Annotated in this window: 16 protein-coding genes and 2 riboswitches (1 of these 18 only partly in view); of the genes, 5 read left to right on the forward strand and 11 right to left on the reverse strand. The window is 43.9% G+C overall.

The window, feature by feature from the left end; genetic code table 11:
• A riboswitch (cobalamin riboswitch) is annotated at positions 1-151 on the forward strand; it begins 44 nt to the left of the window's first position.
• Between the two features lie 121 nt (positions 152-272).
• Entirely contained in the window at positions 273-1,949 is a 1,677-nt protein-coding gene (locus DWW91_RS13310) for a putative transporter (protein ID WP_046145581.1), read from the forward strand.
• Between the two features lie 102 nt (positions 1,950-2,051).
• On the opposite strand, the gene DWW91_RS13315 is transcribed toward DWW91_RS13310, so the two are convergent.
• From DWW91_RS13315 to atpD, 9 genes are read right to left on the reverse strand one after another with little or no spacing between them, the layout of a single operon-like run.
• Positions 2,052-2,909: a F0F1 ATP synthase subunit gamma gene (locus DWW91_RS13315; RefSeq protein WP_122328004.1), complete on the reverse strand. Its 858-nt coding sequence runs from the start codon at positions 2,907-2,909 to the stop codon at positions 2,052-2,054.
• A gap of 16 nt (positions 2,910-2,925) precedes the next feature.
• Entirely contained in the window at positions 2,926-4,515 is a 1,590-nt protein-coding gene (gene atpA, locus DWW91_RS13320; protein WP_010801515.1) for a F0F1 ATP synthase subunit alpha, read from the reverse strand.
• Positions 4,516-4,528: 13 nt separating this feature from the next.
• On the reverse strand, positions 4,529-5,071 hold the full coding sequence (locus DWW91_RS13325) for a F0F1 ATP synthase subunit delta (RefSeq protein WP_122328005.1): 543 nt from the start codon (positions 5,069-5,071) through the stop codon (positions 4,529-4,531).
• Between the two features lie 3 nt (positions 5,072-5,074).
• Positions 5,075-5,575, reverse strand: a complete 501-nt coding sequence (atpF, locus tag DWW91_RS13330; RefSeq protein WP_122328006.1) for a F0F1 ATP synthase subunit B — start codon at positions 5,573-5,575, stop codon at positions 5,075-5,077.
• Between the two features lie 13 nt (positions 5,576-5,588).
• Positions 5,589-5,843: an ATP synthase F0 subunit C gene (gene atpE / locus DWW91_RS13335; protein ID WP_007655657.1), complete on the reverse strand. Its 255-nt coding sequence runs from the start codon at positions 5,841-5,843 to the stop codon at positions 5,589-5,591.
• 50 nt (positions 5,844-5,893) lie between these two features.
• The gene (gene atpB / locus DWW91_RS13340) at positions 5,894-6,952 is read right to left on the reverse strand and encodes a F0F1 ATP synthase subunit A (RefSeq protein WP_122328007.1); all 1,059 of its coding nucleotides are present in this window, start codon (positions 6,950-6,952) and stop codon (positions 5,894-5,896) included.
• On the reverse strand, positions 6,933-7,361 hold the full coding sequence (locus DWW91_RS13345) for a hypothetical protein (protein ID WP_122328008.1): 429 nt from the start codon (positions 7,359-7,361) through the stop codon (positions 6,933-6,935). The genes atpB and DWW91_RS13345 overlap by 20 nt, the downstream gene beginning before the upstream one ends.
• 12 nt (positions 7,362-7,373) lie before the next feature.
• Entirely contained in the window at positions 7,374-7,610 is a 237-nt protein-coding gene (locus DWW91_RS13350) for a F0F1 ATP synthase subunit epsilon (protein ID WP_122328009.1), read from the reverse strand.
• Between the two features lie 6 nt (positions 7,611-7,616).
• Positions 7,617-9,134 (reverse strand): F0F1 ATP synthase subunit beta, encoded by a 1,518-nt coding sequence (gene atpD, locus DWW91_RS13355; protein ID WP_007655645.1) that lies wholly within the window; start codon positions 9,132-9,134, stop codon positions 7,617-7,619.
• Between the two features lie 319 nt (positions 9,135-9,453).
• Positions 9,454-9,660, forward strand: a riboswitch (cobalamin riboswitch).
• A gap of 271 nt (positions 9,661-9,931) precedes the next feature.
• On the opposite strand from atpD, the gene DWW91_RS13360 reads away from it, so the two are divergent.
• The 4 genes from DWW91_RS13360 (at position 9,932) to DWW91_RS13375 (ending at position 16,254) form a co-directional block, all read left to right on the forward strand.
• Positions 9,932-11,509 (forward strand): MAC/perforin domain-containing protein, encoded by a 1,578-nt coding sequence (locus DWW91_RS13360; RefSeq protein ID WP_122328010.1) that lies wholly within the window; start codon positions 9,932-9,934, stop codon positions 11,507-11,509.
• Between the two features lie 221 nt (positions 11,510-11,730).
• Complete coding sequence (locus DWW91_RS13365; protein WP_233584482.1) at positions 11,731-13,701, forward strand: TonB-dependent siderophore receptor; 1,971 nt, start codon at positions 11,731-11,733, stop codon at positions 13,699-13,701.
• A 20-nt stretch (positions 13,702-13,721) separates the two neighbouring features.
• The gene (locus tag DWW91_RS13370) at positions 13,722-15,113 is read left to right on the forward strand and encodes a DUF5074 domain-containing protein (protein ID WP_122328012.1); all 1,392 of its coding nucleotides are present in this window, start codon (positions 13,722-13,724) and stop codon (positions 15,111-15,113) included.
• Positions 15,114-15,162: 49 nt separating this feature from the next.
• Positions 15,163-16,254 carry an ABC transporter substrate-binding protein gene (locus tag DWW91_RS13375; protein WP_370449581.1) on the forward strand — a complete coding sequence of 364 codons (1,092 nt, stop codon included), beginning with the start codon at positions 15,163-15,165 and terminating at the stop codon, positions 16,252-16,254.
• 327 nt (positions 16,255-16,581) lie between these two features.
• Here DWW91_RS13375 and DWW91_RS13380 read toward each other — a convergent pair whose 3' ends face one another.
• Positions 16,582-17,958: an NAD(P)/FAD-dependent oxidoreductase gene (locus DWW91_RS13380; protein WP_122328014.1), complete on the reverse strand. Its 1,377-nt coding sequence runs from the start codon at positions 17,956-17,958 to the stop codon at positions 16,582-16,584.
• Positions 17,959-18,161: 203 nt separating this feature from the next.
• Positions 18,162-20,231, reverse strand: a complete 2,070-nt coding sequence (locus tag DWW91_RS13385) for a transcriptional regulator (RefSeq protein WP_122328015.1) — start codon at positions 20,229-20,231, stop codon at positions 18,162-18,164.
• Positions 20,232-20,269 lie beyond the last annotated feature (38 nt).

Here is a 20,269-nt window from a genome sequence, read left to right on the forward strand (position 1 = left end):
GATTAAAAGGGAATCGGGTGTAAATCCCGGACAGTCCCGCTGCTGTGAAGCTCTAATAACATCCTGAAAACAACTTATGCCACTGACATGTGTCGGGAAGGCTTCAGGATGGGAGTCAGTCAGAAGACCTGCCGTTCGTTAAAGGCTGTTTTTCCTCGTGGGTTAGGGAAATGGTTCGAAAAGAATATTAATTCTAAAGTGTATGAAAATCATGGAGAAGCTTTGTTCGCGTTGTGGCGTGGAGTTTTGCTGTGCCTCAAAAGCGATTGACTATGGAATGGATTCATGAATTATTATGGGGAGAAGGTATCGGACATTCCATCCTTTTACTGTCTCTGGTTATTGCCATAGGGATCCAACTTGGTAAAATCAAAGTATTTGGAATTTCTCTGGGGATAACCCTGGTATTGTTTGTCGGTATTCTACTGGGACATTTTGGGTTTACAATCAATCCATCTGTTATTCATTTCTTTAAAGAGTTTGGATTGATCCTGTTTGTTTATTCAGTCGGCATGCAGGTCGGACCCGGTTTTTTCTCTTCTTTTAAGAAAGGGGGGATGACTTTGAATGGCCTGGCTTGCGGAATTGTCTTTCTCGGAGTTATGATGGCCTTGGTGATACATTTTGTGACAGGAATTCCTATTCCGACGATGGTCGGTATTTTATCGGGTGCAGTAACAAATACGCCGGGACTGGGGGCTGCTCAACAGGCATTTAGTGATATGACGGGGACTTCTGATGATACGATTGCATTGGGATATGCCGTTGCTTATCCGCTGGGGGTCGTCGGTATCATCCTTTCCATGTTGTTTGTCCGGTATATTTTTCATATAAGTTTTGACCAGGAGACGAAAAAGCTGGAAGAAGAGAATAATGTGCATAATAGTGAGGCCACACCTATATCGTTGATAGTGAAGAATCCGGCTCTTTTTGGCAGGAAGATAATGGAACTTGCCGCCCTGTTGGAGCATAGGGAATTTGTCATATCCCGTATTTGGCGTAACAAGACCAATAAAGTAGACATTGTTACCGGCAGTACGATTTTGGAAGAAGATGATAAAATATTTGTGATCACGACTGAACATGATGCAGAAACTATAAAAACCTTTATCGGTCAAGAGATAGAGATGGACCGTAAACAATGGATTCCCGCCGAAAGTGCTTTTGTCAGCCGCCGCATTTTGGTGACAAAGCCGGAACTGACGGGTACTAAACTGGGGGATTTGCAGTTACGCCGTTTGCATGGTATCAATGTAACACGTGTGAATCGTGCCGGAGTGGAACTGGTAGCAACACAAGGTTTGCAATTGCAGGTTGGTGACCGTGTAACCGTAGTCGGTAGTGAACTGGCTGTCGATAAGGTGAGTATGATATTGGGTAATTCGATGAAACGTCTGAATGAACCGAACTTGATTCCAATATTTATCGGTATCGCTTTAGGTATTATTCTGGGAAGTATTCCAATTAGTTTCCCAGGGATTCCTCAACCTATCAAGCTGGGTTTGGCAGGTGGTCCGTTGGTTGTCGCTATCCTGATCAGCCGTTTCGGATACCGTTATAAACTGGTTACTTATACTACCCAGAGTGCCAATCTGATGCTCCGGGAGATTGGTATAACTATGTTCCTTGCCTGTGTCGGGCTGAGTGCCGGGGATGGTTTTGTGGATACTATCGTGAATAAAGGCGGATTTGCCTGGATTGGTTACGGTTTTATTATAACAATGCTACCTTTATTAGTCATCGGATTGATTGGCAGGTATTTTTTTAAACTGAATTACTATACGTTGATGGGATTGCTGGCTGGCAGTACGACGGATCCTCCCGCTTTGGCTTATGCGAATGCAACGGCGGGAAATGATGTTCCGGCAGTAGGTTATGCTACAGTTTATCCGTTGACAATGTTTTTACGTGTACTAACTGCCCAATTAATGATATTATTCTTCTATTAAGTATTAGATTTGGTTGTTAGAAATTGTTCAATAATAATTTTAAAGCCAGGAGCCCCGCCGAAGTGATTCGCCGGGGCTTCGTTTATTTATCGATGTAAAAGATTATTGACCGCTTCCTCCCATAATATCCAGCAATTCATTGGTGATGGCCTGCTGGCGGTTTTTGTTGTATTGCAACGTCAGTTCCTGGATCAGGTCGTTGGCGTTGTCGTTGGCTGTCTGCATGGCAAGCATGCGGGCGGCATGCTCGGAAGTGACAGTGTCGAGCAAGGTCGTGTAGATGTTCAGATGGAGCACTTTGGGGAGCAGTAGGGCCAGCAACTGTTCGGCAGACGGCTCCAGAATATAGTTGCTCGAAGCACTTTCCGGGTCTGCTTCCGGTAGGGAAACCGGGAGGAAAACCTTTTCGGTCAGTACCTGTTCCGCCATATTCTTGAAATGATGGTAGAGTAGTTCCACCCGGTCGACCTGGGCGGATATATACAACTCCATCAAGGCTACTGCCAGTTGCGAAGCATCCTCGTAGGCCGGTTTGTCGCCGATCGTAAGGAAGCTGTCATTGGTCTGATAACCAGCTTTATGCAGTTCGTCCGCCACCTTTTTGCCGACCGGATAAATGCGCACGGTTATACCGTCCGCCTCATACCGGTGGAGACGGGCTGTTAACTCTTTCCATATGTTCGCATTGAAAGCGCCACACAACCCGCTGTTGGAGGAAAAAGCGACGATAGCCACCTGTTTCACCTCACGAACAGCCGCATAAGGTGAACTCATATCGCTTTCGGCTGACAGCGTGCCCCTTAATATGGCGCTCAGCTTACTCTCGTATTCGAGCATATGTTCGACAATCGTCTGCGTATGATGCAGTTTGGCAGAAGACACCATCCTCATGGCGGAGGTGATCTTCTGCGTGTTTCTGATCGACGCAAGACGGATTTTTATCTCTTTCAGTGATGCCATAGTCTAATTTCTGTTATCAACCTGCTTTATATGCCCCGCTGACCTGGTGGGCTGTTTCTTCCAGGATACGGCTGACTTCATCATTTATCACACCCGATTTTAATATATCGAGTACGTCTTTCTGATGATTGGTGATCAGAGTCTGTAAGAACGCATTTTCAAAATCGTGTACCTTATCCAGCGGAACCTCTTTCAGTAAACCTTTGGTGCCGCAATACAGGATAGCGATTTGCTGTTCCACAGGCATCGGGTTATACTGGGGTTGTATCAATAGTTGTGTATTCTTCTGTCCTTTGTCGATCGTGAAGGCGGTTACCGCATCCATATCGCCGCCGAATTTCGTGAACGATTCCAGTTCGCGGAACTGTGCCTGGTCGATTTTCAGCGTACCGGCCACTTTCTTCATCGCTTTCAACTGTGCGTTACCACCCACACGGGATACGGAAATACCCACGTTGATAGCCGGACGGTTTCCCTGGTTGAACAGGTCTGTTTCCAGAAATATTTGTCCGTCGGTGATGGAAATTACGTTGGTCGGGATATAAGCCGACACGTCACCCGCCTGCGTCTCGATAATCGGCAGGGCAGTGAGCGAACCGCCACCTTTTACCTTATCTTTCATGCTGTCGGGCAGGTCGTTCATCTGGCTGGCTACTTCCTGCTGGTTGATGATTTTCGCTGCACGTTCCAATAGGCGTGAATGCAGGTAGAAAATATCACCCGGATAAGCCTCGCGGCCCGAAGGCCGGCGAAGGATCAGGGATACCTCGCGGTAAGCGACCGCCTGTTTCGACAGGTCATCATAGACAACTAATGCATGACGTCCGCTATCGCGGAAATATTCGCCGATGGCAGCTCCGGCAAAAGGAGCAAAATATTGCATGGCAGCCGGGTCGGAAGCTGTGGCACTGACTACGATCGTGTAATCCATCGCCCCTTTTTCCTGTAAGGTGTTTACCAGAGAAGCTACTGTAGAACCTTTCTGTCCGATCGCCACATAGATACAGTAAACCGGATTGCCGGCTTCATAATTACTGCGTTGATTGATGATCGTGTCGATGGCGATCGAGGTTTTACCTGTCTGACGGTCACCGATAATCAATTCACGTTGCCCGCGTCCGATAGGGATCATGGCATCTACGGCTTTGATACCAGTCTGTAACGGTTCGTTTACCGGCTGGCGGTAGATAACGCCCGGAGCTTTTCGTTCCAGCGGCATCTGACATTTCTTTCCGACAATCTCGCCTTTACCGTCGATCGGGTTGCCCAGCGGATCGATTACACGACCGATCATGTTCTCGCTTACGTTGATGGAAGCGATGCGACGTGTACGTTTCACCGTGTCGCCCTCTTTTACCTGGTCGGTCGGGCCGAGCAATACGGCACCTACGTTGTCTTCTTCCAGGTTCATCACGATGGCTTCCATTCCGTTGTCGAATTGCAACAATTCATTGGCTTCGGCATTGTCCAGCCCGTAGATACGTGCCACACCGTCACTGACCTGAAGCACAGTGCCCACCTCTTCCAGATGGATCGTGGTGTTGATACCTTCCAGTTGTTCGCGTAAAATGGCGGAAACTTCACTTACTTTTATCTGGTCTGTCATACGTTTTTCTTTTTTAATTTTTTTCGATTAGCTGATTTCTGATTTCCCGCAGTTGCCGGGCGTAGCTGGCATCTATCCGGGTATTACCGATACGGAGCACGAAGCCACCGATCAGTTCCGGCTTGATCACTCCCATGAATTCGATGGTGTTGCCGGTCTCTTCCTTCAGCCGTTCCTTTAAATGTTCCTGTGTCGCTTCATCTACCGGAGCCGGTGTCTTGAACAACACCCGGGTGATCTTCTTGTCTTTCCGGTACATATGGATATAAATATATGCCATTAGCGGTAACAAGCTCTCTCTCTTGTGCTGAAGTACCAGGCGGATAAAACGGGTGAACAACTCGCATACTTCCAGGCCGGCGGCGGTAGTCAGCAACTTTACTTTCTCCTCCAGGGGAAAGATAGGGTTGTCGAGCACCGCTTTCAGTCCCGGCTCTTGCTCGAAACTGATGGTCAGCATCTTCATGTCATCATATACCCGGTCCTCCTGCCGCTTGTCTTTTGCCAGCGAAAAGAGTGCTTTGACGTACCGGGAAGAGATTGTACCTACGTCCATATCTTATGATTTACTAAACGAAACATTGTCGAGCAGCCCGTTGATGATCTTTTCCTGTTCATCGGTACGGCTGATTTTCTCTTTCATCACTTTCTCTGCAATGGCGACTGACAGGTCGGCGATTTCGGTGCGGACTTCGCGGATGGCTTTGTCCTTTTCTTCCCCTATCCGGCGTGTCGCTTCCTCCAGTTGCAGATGTGCCTCAGCGGATGCCTTTTGCCGGGCTGTGCTGATAATCTGTTCTTTTTCGGCCAGGGCTTGTTTCAGAATCTCATTCTGCTGCTCTCTTGCCTGGGCAAGAATCTTTTCGCTTTCGGCCTGGATGCCGGCAAGTTGTTCGTTTGCCTGGCGGGCCGATTCGAGGGAATGATCAATGTATTCTTTCCGTTGTTCCACGGCTTTGATGATTACCGGGAAACCATATTTGGAAAGAATAACAAAGACGATTCCGAAAGAAAGGATCATCCAGAATAAAAGCCCTGCGTCTGGTGTGAGCAATGACATAGTTTACTTTTATTTATTGGAACAATCCTAAGAAACATACTACGATCGCAAACAGGGCAACACCTTCTACCAATGCACCCATGATAAGCATGGACGTACGGATGTCACCGGCTGCCGACGGTTGGCGGCTGATACCTTCGACGGCACCTTTACCGATCAATCCGATACCTATACCTGCACCGATAGCAGCTAATCCTGCTCCTACTGTTGCTCCAAGTTTAGCGATGCCTGCACCGGCTGCTGCTTGTAATAAAATTGCTGATAACATAACTCTCAATCTTTAAAATTAGTAATCTTATTATTAATAAATATGTTTGTTCATTCCCGTACTTTGGCCAATCCGATATAGTTGGCCGACAACAGGGTGAATATATAGGCCTGAAGGCATGCCACCAGCAGTTCGAGACAGTTCATAAACACGGTGAACAATACGGATACGATTGTCATCGTGCCGTTTATGGCTGTTCCCATCGAAGCGGTGATGAATATCAGGCAAGTCAACGCCAGAATGATTGTATGTCCGGCCATGATATTGGCAAACAGACGGATCATCAGGGCGAACGGCTTGGTGAGTATGCCGAAAAATTCCACGAAGGGCATGATCGGCAACGGTAACTTCAGGAAGATAGGGGCGTTGGGCCAGAATATCTCCTTCCAGTATTCCTTGGTAGCGAACAGGTTCACTGCCAGGAATGTACATAAGGCCAGCACGGCGGTAATTGTGATATTACCGGTGATATTGGCTCCTCCCGGGAAAATCGGAATAATACCGATCAGGTTGTTTATCAGGATGAAGAAGAAGACCGTCAGCAGATAAGAAGAGAAAGGCTTATATTCTTTGCCGATTCCTTCCTTCACTACGCCGTCATGTATGAACATGACCGCCATCTCCATCAATCCGGTAAATCCTCCGGGGGCTTCATACGGATGCTTTTTATACCAGCGGGCGGTACGCAGCACGATGAAAAGCAGTAAGCCGCAACTGAGAAGCAGGCCGCATACGTTTTTGGTAAGCGACAAGTCCCAGGGCTTTACTTCTTCGCCTCTGCTGTTTTTTTCTACCACCTTTCCGGCATGTTTACCTTCATTGGCGATGTAATAGTTATGATGCACATTGCCATGATGCAGGTGTGAGGAGAGGAACAAGTCCCATCCGCGTTCTTCGCTTTTCAGCAGGACGGGCAGCGGTATGGAAATCTCTTTCCCGTTCCACTCCGTGATGTGCCAGGTGTAGGCATCCTTGATGTGTGAGAATACGATATCCTGCACATCTACCTCACCTTGTTTCGCATCCGTGGAGGCGCTTACCGGAAAGCTGATGCAAACCAGTAACAAGAAAGTAAACCAAAACAGGCTGTTATTTTTTATTCTGTTCATCTTTTTCTTTTTTCTCACTATTCATTCTCTTTTTCTCAAACAGATACAATGTATATGTTTCCAGTACAAGATAAATGAAATAGAACAACATCATCGTGAAGCCAAAGGCTTTCAGGTTCTGTCCGACCAAAGCGGCATAAAGCCACAGGAAAACCAGTGCGAGCGTGAATTTGCAAAGGCGGACTACCATATAAGTAACAACCGTAACGTCTCCGTGTTTCCGTTTGACATGATCCAGAAAGTAGATCATAAACATGCTGCTTAGCCAGTAAAACACCGGTATCGAAGGATACCACTCATAATAATGCGAAGGCCAGATGGTGTATAACAGGCCTCCCAGTGCGACGCCGATAACTACATTAATAAAGGTAGTCAAGCCCATTAGCTTCATTCTTAATCTACCGCTCATGATCGTATTTTTTTATTCGATGCATACGGACAGGATATCGCCTTTTATCTCGACGAATCCGCTCTGTATTTTTATTTCTTGTTCTTTCTTTTCATTTGTCTGGTACCGGATAACTCCTTCTTCCAGGGCAGCGATCATCGGAGCGTGATGGGGCAGGACGTCGAACGAGCCTGCCGTACCCGGAAAGGATACATAATTTGTCTCTCCTTTGAATAAAACGCCACTAGGGGATATGATTTCCAGTTCCATACGTTTTTAATTTGCTTGTTCTGCCAGTTTCTTTCCTTTTTCAATCACATCTTCAATCGTTCCTACATTCAGGAAGGCCTGTTCAGGGATATCGTCGGTTTCACCGTCCATGATCATATTGAATCCGCGGATGGTGTCTTCGATAGAGACCATTACGCCCGGTACGCCGGTGAATTGTTCCGCCACGGCAAAAGGTTGCGACAGGAAACGTTGTACACGGCGGGCGCGGTTAACCGTTTGGCGGTCCTCGTCCGAAAGTTCCTCCATACCCAGGATAGAGATAATATCCTGTAACTCCTTGTTACGCTGGAGTATCTGTTTCACACGCTGTGCCGTTTCGTAATGTTCCTTGCCTACGACCAGCGGGTCGAGGATGCGGGATGTCGATTCCAGCGGGTCGACTGCCGGATAGATACCCAGTTCGGTAATCTTACGGCTCAGCACGGTGGTAGCATCCAGGTGTGTAAAGGTCGTTGCCGGTGCCGGGTCGGTCAAGTCGTCTGCCGGTACGTAAACAGCCTGCACGGAGGTGATGGAACCTTTTTTCGTCGAGGTGATACGTTCCTGCATGGCTCCCATTTCGGTAGCCAGTGTCGGCTGATAACCAACTGCCGACGGCATACGTCCCAACAGGGCGGATACTTCGGAACCGGCTTGCGTGAAGCGGAAAATATTATCTATAAAGAATAATATATCGCGAGTCTCGCCTTCCGGAGCCAGGTCGCGGAACGATTCGGCGATGGTCAGTCCCGAGAGGGCGACCGACGAACGTGCTCCCGGCGGTTCGTTCATCTGTCCGAACACCAGTGTCGCCTGCGATTTAGCCAGTTCTTCGTGGTCTATCTTCGACAGGTCCCAATGACCGGCTTCCATACTTTCCTTAAATTCTTTACCGTAACGGATTACATTCGACTGTATCATTTCGCGCAACAGGTCGTTACCTTCACGGGTACGTTCACCCACGCCGGCGAAAACAGAAAAACCGTTATTCTTTTTGGCAATGTTATTGATCAGTTCCATGATAAGAACCGTCTTTCCGACTCCGGCGCCACCGAACAACCCGATTTTACCTCCTTTGGAATAGGGTTCCAGCAGGTCGATCACCTTGATACCGGTGTAGAGCACCTCTTTGCTGGTTGTCAGATCTTCAAACTTCGGCGGCTCACGATGGATAGGGAGAGCTCCTTTTTTATCCAGCATTTTCATCCCGTCGATCGGATCGCCTGTCACGTTCATCAAACGCCCCTTTACCTGATCGCCGACCGGCATGGTAATGGGCGAACCGCATGATACGGCTTCCATTCCTCGTTGCAGTCCGTCTGTCGTATCCATAGCGACTGTACGGACTGTGTTTTCCCCAATGTGCTGCTGAACTTCCACGATCAGTATTTTCCCATTAGGACGGGTTATCTCCATGGCGTCATGAATACGTGGTAGCACTATTTTCTCTTCTTTTTCATTATCGAAGTGAATATCCACGACTGGACCGATAACCTGCGAAACATAACCTTTTGTTTCTCCCATACAATTCTTTTTAAACCTCGTCAATATATTTTTTCAACCGTGCAATATTACGAAAACAACCTGTCGGAAACCGGAACATATTACTTTTTTGGCTTTTTTGCATTTAGTTAAACTTTAAACTAATTTTGTAGTCATTCCGAAATGAACCAATTGTTTTGCGATATGGAACAATTTGAGGAAAAATTACGCTGTTTTTTGAAGAATAAGGGTTGGCATTTTGTGTGCGGAGTGGTTTGGGGGATGGTGGTATGATCTGTTAAATTATATTACCAGAAGTAGTATTTTAAATTATCAGGTATAGTAATTGATATTATTTGTACTTTTGCCACCGGATTATGGTGTAACGGTCTGGCTTCCGCCGGCCGTTAGTAATAGGGAATCCGGTGCAAATCCGGAACTGTACCCGTAGCTGTAAGTTCTGTAACCCCGGCAAATCTTGTTGCCACTGAGGATTTTAGGATCCTTGGGAAGGCGGCCGATCATGGGAGAACAAGTCAGAAAACCTGCCATTATTCTGTAATATGCAATACCTCGGGTAAAGGTGTTGATAGACCTGAGTATATATAGCTTAAACCAAATATAATTGGATATATAAGCAATATCTGTCAGTATTAATCAATGCTCAATAAAGCAATACAGAGTTTATAGTCATTATTGAGATCGGAATTAGGAAAAATTTGTTCAGATCTAATAATTACCGTGTTGCTAACAGTTGAGTAAAAAATATCTTGTAAAAGGTATATATTATTACATGAGATTTCGTTTGTTTTTTTATTATTTATGTAAATTATTATATTATGAAGAAGAAAACTGTTTTATTTTTGCTTGCATTAGTTTTTATTTCTTGTAATAAAGAGGACGATCAAAGGGAATATCCTGAAAGTGATAGTGAAAAAGGAATTGTTTTAAAAGAGCGAGATCCTGATTATCCTTGGGTACCAATAGAGAATACTAAGTCGCACTCTCAATTTTCTCCCCGGTTGTTAGTAACATTTGATAAATGTCTGGGAAGAGCATATAAAGATGATTTTTTTCCTGTAGGTACAATAGAAAATGTAACTTATTCAGTAGTTGATATTGAAAAATTATCCAAAGATAAACCAAGTTATTTTTTAACTAAAAATCTTAATGAAGGTATTGCTAATAGCTTTGCTTATTCAGATTTTCAAAGGTATACAGAGAAATCTAGTATGAGTAAAAAAATCAATGGGGGATTTTCTTTAAATTTAGGTTTATTTTCTATCGGGGCAAAAAGAAAAATGAGTAGAATATTTACTAATTCAACTCTTAATGAAGAAAATAGAGTTTTTGGAGAGTTGGATGTTATTTATAAAAGATCTCAGTATGTAATGCAAATGAGCTCACGTATTAGGAAAGAAATTATTTTGAATTATTTATCAAGTGATTTTAAAGATGAGTTATATGGAACAACTCCAACTGAGCTATTTTACAATTATGGTGGATTTGTGTTGTCCGATTTTATAACAGGAGGACGTGCCTCAGTTGTATACACGGGGTTGCATAAGAAAAATATATCTGAAGAAACAAACGAAAAGGATATGAATACAGATATAAATGCTTCTTATGGTTTTAAAATGAAAAACGGTTCTGAGGTGTCCGGCGAATTAGGCCTTGGTAAAAGTTATTCAAATGGTTCAACTAGTTCTAATGAATTGACATCAATGATGGTTTCTGTTAAAACAATAGGAGGTGGTGCTGAATTTGCTAGTTTTACCCCTCCTAAGAATATAAATGATTTAAATGTTAATCTTTCTAATTGGTTGAGTACTTTAAATAATGAAGATAAACATAGTATTGTTGACATTTCGGAGAATGGACTTATCCCACTAGCTGATTTTGTTATGGAAGAAAATCTGAAAAAAGGTTTATTAGATTGTTATAAATCAGAAATAACAGCTTTTCCCACACTGCAAGAACCATATATAAATATACGTTTGACTTATATTTCAGGTCAAATAGGGGTTTTTCAGACTAGTTTAATAACACGTTTTAATGATGATGTTATTATTAAGTCAAAATATTTATATATGGGACAAGCCAATGAGTATATTCAAAGTGAAATAGCACGAGTAAGTAATATTTATGGTTTGAAGATAGTGAGTGATAATACTCCTTTTAAATATAAAATTAGTGTGTATTGTGATGGCCTGGATGAAACAAAAATGGTTAAATATATTGATTCTATTAATAATACTATTTATCTGCTTTGTTCAGAGGGAAAGAATAAATATGGATATTCGATACATGCAGATAAACTATTAGATGATTATGCCATAAGGGATTTTGTAAATCGTTTATCTCCAACAAATATTGATCCATTGGATTTGTTTAATTATACAATTATTGCCTTATGAACAACGATTCATAAGGCAATATATAAATACTTACAATATAGGACGTGAACATAGTAAATTTATTGTAAGTATTATATATTGATAATTGCTTTTTTATTTGTTTTTAATTCTAATTTTTTAGAATATGAAGGTGGAAATATGGTTGATTTAATGTCTGAACATGAAGTATTTATTTTATTAATTAGTTAAAGTGTATTGGCATGTTTAATATAAACTTTTTAATGATTTTTATTGTGGAATTGTTTATATCTACATATACGTTTTCACAGCAGATAGATACAACGACTTATTTCCAACTATCTGAAATAGAAGTAATAGGGAATATCTCTCCCTCTATTGTTCGTGAAGCCACCCCTTTGCAGGTGATGGATCGTGTAGACATCGAACGGTTGGGAGTACAAAATCTCTCGGAAGTCGTCAAACATTTCTCTGGGGTGACCGTCAAGGATTATGGTGGAATAGGAGGGTTGAAAACCGTTTCCGTTCGAAGCTTGGGAGCACAACATACCGCTGTCAGTTATGACGGAGTAACAATTACCGATGCCCAAAGTGGTCAGGTAGATATCAGCCGCTTCTCGCTGGATAATGTAGAAATGGTTTCCTTATCCATTGGCCAGACTGATGATATCTTCCAGACGGCACGTATGTGTGCATCGGCTGGTGCGTTGAGTATCAAATCATTGCGCCCGGATTTTCTTACAAAACCGTTTCGTCTGAATGCTCAGGTAAAGACCGGCTCTTTCGGTATGGTGAATCCTTATATACTTTACGAACAAAAGCTGGGAAAGAAATGGGGCGCTTCTTTGAATGGAGATTATTTGAGGGCGGACGGGAATTATCCTTTTACACTGACGAATGTGTCGCAAGTAGAAAACTTGAAGCGACACAATAGCGATATCGAATCCTGGCGTACGGAATTAAACCTTTGGGGAGATTTGGGACGTGGAGGAAATTTATCTGTAAAAGGATATTATTTTGATTCCGAGCGAGGATTACCAGGTTCTGTCGTTTTATACAATGATTATGCCGGTCAACGATTATGGGATAAGAATGCTTTTATCCAAGCTCATTATAAAAATCAATTAAGTAAGAAATTCGCATTGCAAGCTCAGGTTAAATTTAATTATGCCTGGAACCGCTTCAAAGATGTGAACAATAAATATGAAAATGGAGTACAGATCGATAATTACACGCAGCGGGAGTATTATGCTTCGGTAGCCGGACTGTATACACTGTCCGATCGTCTCTCTTTTTCGCTTATAGAAGATTTTTTTGTAAATACATTAGATAACACCTTGCCCGAATGCCCATTCCCTACCCGTAATACCTCTTTAACTTATCTGGCAGGACAGTATAAAGATAACCGGTTGACAGTGACAGCAAGTGTTTTAGGTACTTATATGACGGAAAACGTGGAATCCGGTGATCGTCCGGCCGACCGTAAGCGGTTATCTCCAGCTGTGAGTGCATCCTGGCGTATTCTGCCGGAAGAAAATCTGCGTGTCCGTGTTTCCTATAAAGATATATTCCGTGTTCCTACTTTTAATGATCTGTACTATCTGCGAATGGGAAATACAAATCTAAAACCGGAAAAGGCAACGCAATACAATTTAGGGCTGACCTGGAGCGGAAATTTTTCTGTTTTTCGTTTCCTGAGTCTTTCTGCTGATGGGTATTACAACCAGGTAGACGATAAGATCGTAGCCATGCCTACTATGTTTGTATGGAAGATGATGAACATGGGAAAAGTCTCTATCGGAGGGGCAGATGTCAATCTTCTGGCAGAGATTCCATTGTTTGAAAAAATAGAGGCACAAATTCAAGCCAATTATACGTTCCAAAAAGCAATAGATATAACAAAGGAGACGGCAAAGAACTATCGTCACCAGATCCCCTATACTCCTAAACATTCGGGTATGATTGCTTTGTCTTTACAAACTCCCTGGGTGAATGCCGGTTATTCGGTAACAATAGTGGGTGACAGGTATGCTTTGCCTCAAAATATTGAAGATAACCGGATTGACAGATACACTGAACATACGATTTCATTGAATCGCGAGCTTCAAGTCAGGAATTGTAAGTTTCGTTTGCAGGGAGAGATTGTGAACCTGACAAATAAAATGTACGATGTCATACAATATTATCCCATGCCGGGGCGGTCATGGAGAATAACTCTGAGTATAAATTATTAATATTAAAAACTAGAAGAAAGATGAAAACAAGAAATTATCTTTTTCTGTCTGCACTATGTGCACTGATGTCTTTTTCTTTCGTCGCTTGTGATGACGACGATGATAACAAACAAGAAGGAGTCCCTACCGGTGTTGTAACCGATGTGAAATTTACCGATATCGATAAAAATGCATCAAAGATCGGGGGTATGCTTAGTTGGACAGCTCCAACTTCTGTGGAAGATATTACAAAGTATGTACTTTATCTTTCTTCTGATGGTAATGGTAAAGATACGAAACTGGGAGAAACGGCAGTTGGAACAAACAGCTTCACAATCCCTGATGATACGGATTTCGCTTCTTATATTCTTGTAATTGCAGCTAATGCTAAAGGCGAGTCGAACACTATTGCTAAAGTACAAGTGACTGATTTCACTGAAGAACCTGTACCTGTTTTACCGGGAGTCTATTTCATGAACTCAGGAAAATGGCAATCCAATAACGCTACGTTAGATTATTATGATCCTAATACAAAAGAACTGAAAACAAAAGTATTTGCATCTGTCAACGGCCGTGGATTAGGTGATACAGCCAATGATATTATAGTTTATGGCTCTAAAATGTACATAGCCGTAAGTGAGTCTAATAGAATTGAGATTACAGATGCTACTGCTAAGTCATTGAAAACAATTTCACCGAAAGATGATAGCGGACAGCCTCAGTCTCCCCGTTATCTGACTGCTTATGAAGGGAAAGTATATGTAACGCTGTTTGACGGTCATCTGGCAGAGATCGATACAACTTCAATGGAGATCACAAAGAAAACGAAAGTAGGTCCTAATCCTTATCAGGTTCGCGAGGTTGGTGGTAAATTATATGTTGCTAACTCCGGTGGATATAATCCTGTAAAGGACTCTACTTTATCGGTTGTCGACCCGGTTTCTTTCACTGAAGAAAAAAAGATCGTTGTAGGTTTAAACCCGATGTATATGAATGCTGACAGTGACGGGGAACTCTATGTGGTATGTGGTGGTAATTTTGCAGATGTGAAGGCTTCCCTTCGACGTGTTGATTTGAAGGCTGAAACATCAACTTCTCTTTATACAAACGATAATATTATGATGGGAATGGCTGCTGATAAACTATATGTCATCCAATCTGAAAATGATGCAAACTGGTTGCCTATCAATACACAGTTCGTTTCTTATGATGCGAAGAGCGATACGGAAACTTCAAAGAATTTTATTACCGACGGAACAGTTGTGGATGGTGCTTATAGCCTGAATGTAAATCCGGCTACCGGTGATATTTATATCGGTACTTCTGATTATGTAAGTACCGGCGATATGTTTATCTTCTCGGCTGAGGGTAAAAAGATTAATCAGCTGGAAGTGTCCGGTCTTAACCCTATGGGGGTTGGCTTTCTTAAATAAGAAAAGAAAGTAAAGGTATATGAAACTTTATAAAGTTTTAATAGGTTTGATGCTTTGCCTCACATTCGGTTGTAATGTGAAGCAAAGTTCATCTGACCGTCAATCCCTCTCTTCCGACACTATTCATTACGCCCAAGGTTTTACGATCCAATATTTCGACGACTACACTTCCGTCGAAGTTCGTGACCCTTGGGACAGTACCCGTATCCTGCAGCGGTATCTTTTGGTAGACCGTGAGCAGTCGGTACCGGGTAATCTGCCGAAAGGAACAGTGGTGCGAACACCTATCCATAATATAGTTGTCTATACCTCCGTGCATGCCGCTATTATCGATCAGTTGAATGAAGCGGATAAGGTGATCGGCGTATGTGAACCCCGGTATATGGATACGCCTTCCATTCAAGAGGGTTTGCGTGCCGGAAAGATTGCCGATCTGGGAGAGGCGACAGCGCCGAATATTGAAAAGATTATAGATATAGAGGCAGAGATCATTATAGCTTCTCCTTTTCAGAATGCAGGATACGGACCTGCCGAGAAACTGGGTATTCCTATCATTGAGGCCGCCGATTACATGGAGTCGTTGCCATTGGGACGGACCGAATGGATACGTTTCTATGGCTTGTTATTCGGTAAGGAAGCGATGGCGGATTCAATCTTCCGGGAAACGGAAGACCGATATCTGGAACTGAAAGAGCTGGCGAAGACAGTCACTGACCGTCCGACCGTCATTTCTGAAAAGAAATTCGGTTCTTCCTGGTATATGCCGGCAGGTGATAGCTATGTCGCCCATCTCTACAACGATGCCGGAGCCGATTATATCTTCAAAGACCTTCCCGGAGCGGGCAGTACCCCTTTGGCTTTTGAAACCGTACTCGACAAGGCGATCCATGCCGATATGTGGCTGATCAAATATAATCAGGCAAACGACATGACCTACAAGGACCTTCGTACCGAGTATACGCCCTATGAAAACTTTGAAGCCTTTAAGAACCGCCGGATTTATACCTGTAATACGGGAATAGTACCCTATTATGAGGAATTTCCGATACATCCCGATTATCTCCTGAAAGACCTTGTATGGGTATTCCATCCGGAGTTATTGCCAGGTTATACGCCCCGGTATTATCGGAAGATGGAGTAATCCTACTAATTATTAAGACTAACCTATGGACTAACTAATTCAAAGGTTACGACTCAGTGTTTTCAGGGTGTACACCGTAGTTGATTATGGTGTACAGGATAACTAGCCAAGGTGTACAGGGTAATCCACTACCCTGTACACCCTGATAGTAGTGGGTAAGGACTTTCGTTCTAGTGAGTAAGGAGTTTCGACTTAATAAGTGGTAGCCTTCCTTTTAGTCGGAGGGAGGGTAGGGGATAATAAAACAAAATCCCCGGCTCAGAGATTGAGGCCGGGGATTTTCTGTAGTTTGGCATTTGAATTATAGGGAGTTGTTATTTTGGTCCGTTATGCGTAACCGTTCAGCATTCCGTAGAAATACATCGGTTTCAACATGTAAACTTTTAGTAACCAGGCCGCCCATTGTTCTTTGGATGTGTCCAGCATGCTGAACGGGAACGAGTGAACCGGCTTTTTATCATAATCGAACTCGCACAATAGTACGTGTCCATAGTCTGTTACGATCGGGCAGGCAGCATATCCGTTGTATTTCTCAACAGGTTCTTTGCCTTCCATCAACGAGATCAGGTTTTTGGCAGCGATCGGTACCTGCATGCGTACTGCCGCAGATGTTTTACTGGTCGGTATCCCGGCAACATCTCCCAGGGAGACGATGTTCGGATAAGTTTTGTGAACCAGTGTCGCTTTATCAACCATCACCCAGGCATCGGCAGCCAGCTTGCCTTCCGTCCATCCCAGACCGGCCTCGCGAACGAAATCGGGAGCCGACATAGGCGGAGTGAAATGAAGGAAATCGTAATCTTCCACGAATGGAGTATATACTTTCTCTTCTCCGACTGTTTCAACCTTTTCAAAATGTACCTGTTTGGCTGCCGTATCGACACCTTTCACGCGAACATTGAGATTGATGGGAATATTACGTTCCTTGTAAATCTCCAGCAAGCGGGGCGTGTAAAACGGAATATCGTACAGCTCTTTCGCTGCTGTGAAGTAATCCAGTTTCAAATTGTCCCGTGTGCCTTGTTTGCGGCTGTAATCTTCTGTCAGCAAACAAATCTTTTTCGGTGCCCCGCCACATTTGTGCTTTGTGTATGTATCTGTGTAGATACCACGTCCGCCTGTCTTTGCGAATTCCTGAAGCGCTTTCCAGGTTTTTTGTGCACCTTCGTAATCATATATACAGTGAGCATTTCCTGCTCCTAATGTATCGTGTGTAATCCCTTCCACCTTTTCCCAGTTAATCTGTATGCCTGGTGTCAGGACCAAAAAGTCATAAGCGACTTTTCCATTGTTGTTCGTTGTTACCAAGTTCATGACCGGGTCAACGGCGGCAACAGAATCTTTAATCCATTTTACGCCATCGGGAATGCAATCTTCCTGCTTCTTCCATACGTCGTCCGGTTTATAAACACCGGAGGCGATCAATGTAAAGCCGGGTTGGTAGAACTGTCGGTCGCTGGGGTCTATCAATGTAATGTCCGGACTATCCAACCAGTGCATCAAACGTGCAGCCATACTAATTCCGGCAGCCCCTCCACCGATTATCAGGATTTTTCCTTTTGCATTGCTAGAGAATGCATGAGCTTTTTGTGTACCCACAGCAGTTATAACTCCTGCTGCTGTTAATATTTTGAGGAAATGGCGGCGACTGATACCCTGCCTTTCCAACTCTTCCAGTTGTTCTTCCAAATCGTGCTTCATCATGTCTATAGAAATTAAGATTCAATTGCACTGGCAAAGGAAACACATTTAGAAACATGATGCTTAAAAAGTACTACTACACTACTTGCGCAAATGTTTTGTGTGAGAGGAAATACTACATCAAGCCTTTCTCATACCTACTACATCAATGTGTAATTAATTGTATAATAGAGGTTTGGTGAAATACTGATTCTAGAAAATACTTTTTAGAAATTCATGAGGAAATCAATGAGATTCGTGTCGCTGTCGAGTGACAGGCGCTTTCTTAACCGATACCGTCGTAATTCTATCGCACGGACTGATACGTTTAACAGTGATGCGATTTCTTTGGTGGAAAGATTCATGCGGAGTAGGCAACAGATACGTAAGTCGCCGGTGGTAATGTCGGAGTATTGTTGGCGTAACCGGTCAATGAAATTCTGATGGGCGCTGTTGAAATGCGTCTCAAACAACAACCAGTCCGCCTGGTCGTTCAACGATTCTTCCATCAGGTTTTTCATCCGGGTATACAGTTTGTTCGGATACCGGTCGCCCAATGTCTCTTTCTGTTGTTCCAGTTCGTCAAGTAGTTTCTGTACCGCCTGGTTCCTTTTTACCAGGGCGGAGGTTTGCAGGGTCAGTTCGTTATTCTTGTTTTGCAGTTCGGCTTCCAGCATCCGGCTTTTCATCTGCTGGATTTTCTGTTCTTCCGCCTGCCTTTTTGCATCCAGCTTGCTCTTTTCTTCCCGTTGCAGGTTTTTCAGATGGTAGCTGAGTGTGTATTTGCCTATTACGGCAATCGCGATGATATAGATCAGCCACGCCCATATCGTGTTGTACCAGGCCGGGCGGACGGTGATCGGAATGGCGATTTCAAGGTACGGCCCTTTTACTACATATTTGCGGATCTTGAGTACATATTTGCCTTCCGGAAGTTGCAGGAAAGAGATCTCCCCGCCTTTTTGCCAGGGCGACCAGTTTGAAGAAACACCTTCTATCATATAACTGATCTGATGGTTCGGGGTAAAGATCGTGCTTCCTACATAGACGGAAAGTTCCTGGAAATTATGGGGGAGGGTGATCTTTTCCGAATTGACCGGCAGGTTGTGTACGCCATGTTTGTCGATATATTTTATTTCGGATATTTGCAGGGGCGTGGCAGGGCCGAGGCTTCCCTCTATCAGGTCGCGTATATTGACCAGCAAGGCTCCCTGCATGGCTGAGATCAGGTGAAGCGTGTCATTCAAAGGATATATCCTCCGGTCTCTGCTCACCATATTCATATTGTAGTTATTGAGCAGAATACGGCATTTCAGTGTCCCTTTCCCGTTATCGTTATGGAACAGGCCGGCTTCGTTTTTGGCACAAAGCCAATAGGTGTTGTCACCGATAGGATAGATCTGTTCTGCATGGGCAAACTCTCCCAATGATTCGGTGTCGTAGAATACATTGCTGACACGGAGCGAGTCGTACACACTGTTCTGTGGCAGGAGGTGGAATGTCTCTTTCTTTATATCGACCGGTTCAAAATGATCTCCGGCGTCTAATGTCCTTTTGAAATATCCGATATTTGTCTGGATATATAATGTGTCGTTGAAGAGCGTAGCATTTTTCAGTTTTCCTATCTGGCTTCGTTTCCCCAGCAAAATGATCGAAGGGTCGAAAGTGATCTGTGAGATGCCATTGTCGAAAGCCAGCCATATCTGTTGCGCATCCTGGATGCAGATGGCGCGCACGATATTGTCGGGTAATGACTGGTCGTGGGTTGACAGGTGGCGCAGGATAGTCCCTTCCGGGCTTGTTATATATAATCCGTTGTTGGTGGTGCCGATAAAATACAGGTCGTTTATAGTTGTAAAGACAGAGGGTTGTGCATGCAGTATCTCGTCGGGCAGGATGAACGGGATAGAAGCGGGCGGTTCTTTAAACTTGACTTCTGCCGGTATCGTGGAGAGTTTATGGTAACGCATAACTCCTAAATGGTCGAGGGTCCATCCTCCGAAAGAACCTTCGCTGATGGTATAGATCGTGTCGTTGAGGAATGTAACGCCGTTTATAACCGATTTATCGGGTGTCTCATAATGCTTCCATGTGTTTCCGTCAAATGTGAGCAGTCCGGAATTATTGGCTACATAGAGCACGCCGTCGGAGGCTACCGACAGTCCCCAGTTTTGACAACTGGCTTTATAATCATCTACTGAGAAGTTTTTTACGAATAAATTAGGGACGACTACCGATGCATGCGCGACCAGGAATGTCACCATGAATGTCAGGAATAATAACGGTAGTCTGTGCATGGGCATGATTTAAAATTAAACAGGTAGAGACAAGGTAA

Origin of the sequence: Parabacteroides sp. AF17-3 (genome assembly GCF_003635445.1) — a bacterium.
GTDB lineage: Bacteria > Bacteroidota > Bacteroidia > Bacteroidales > Tannerellaceae > Parabacteroides > Parabacteroides goldsteinii.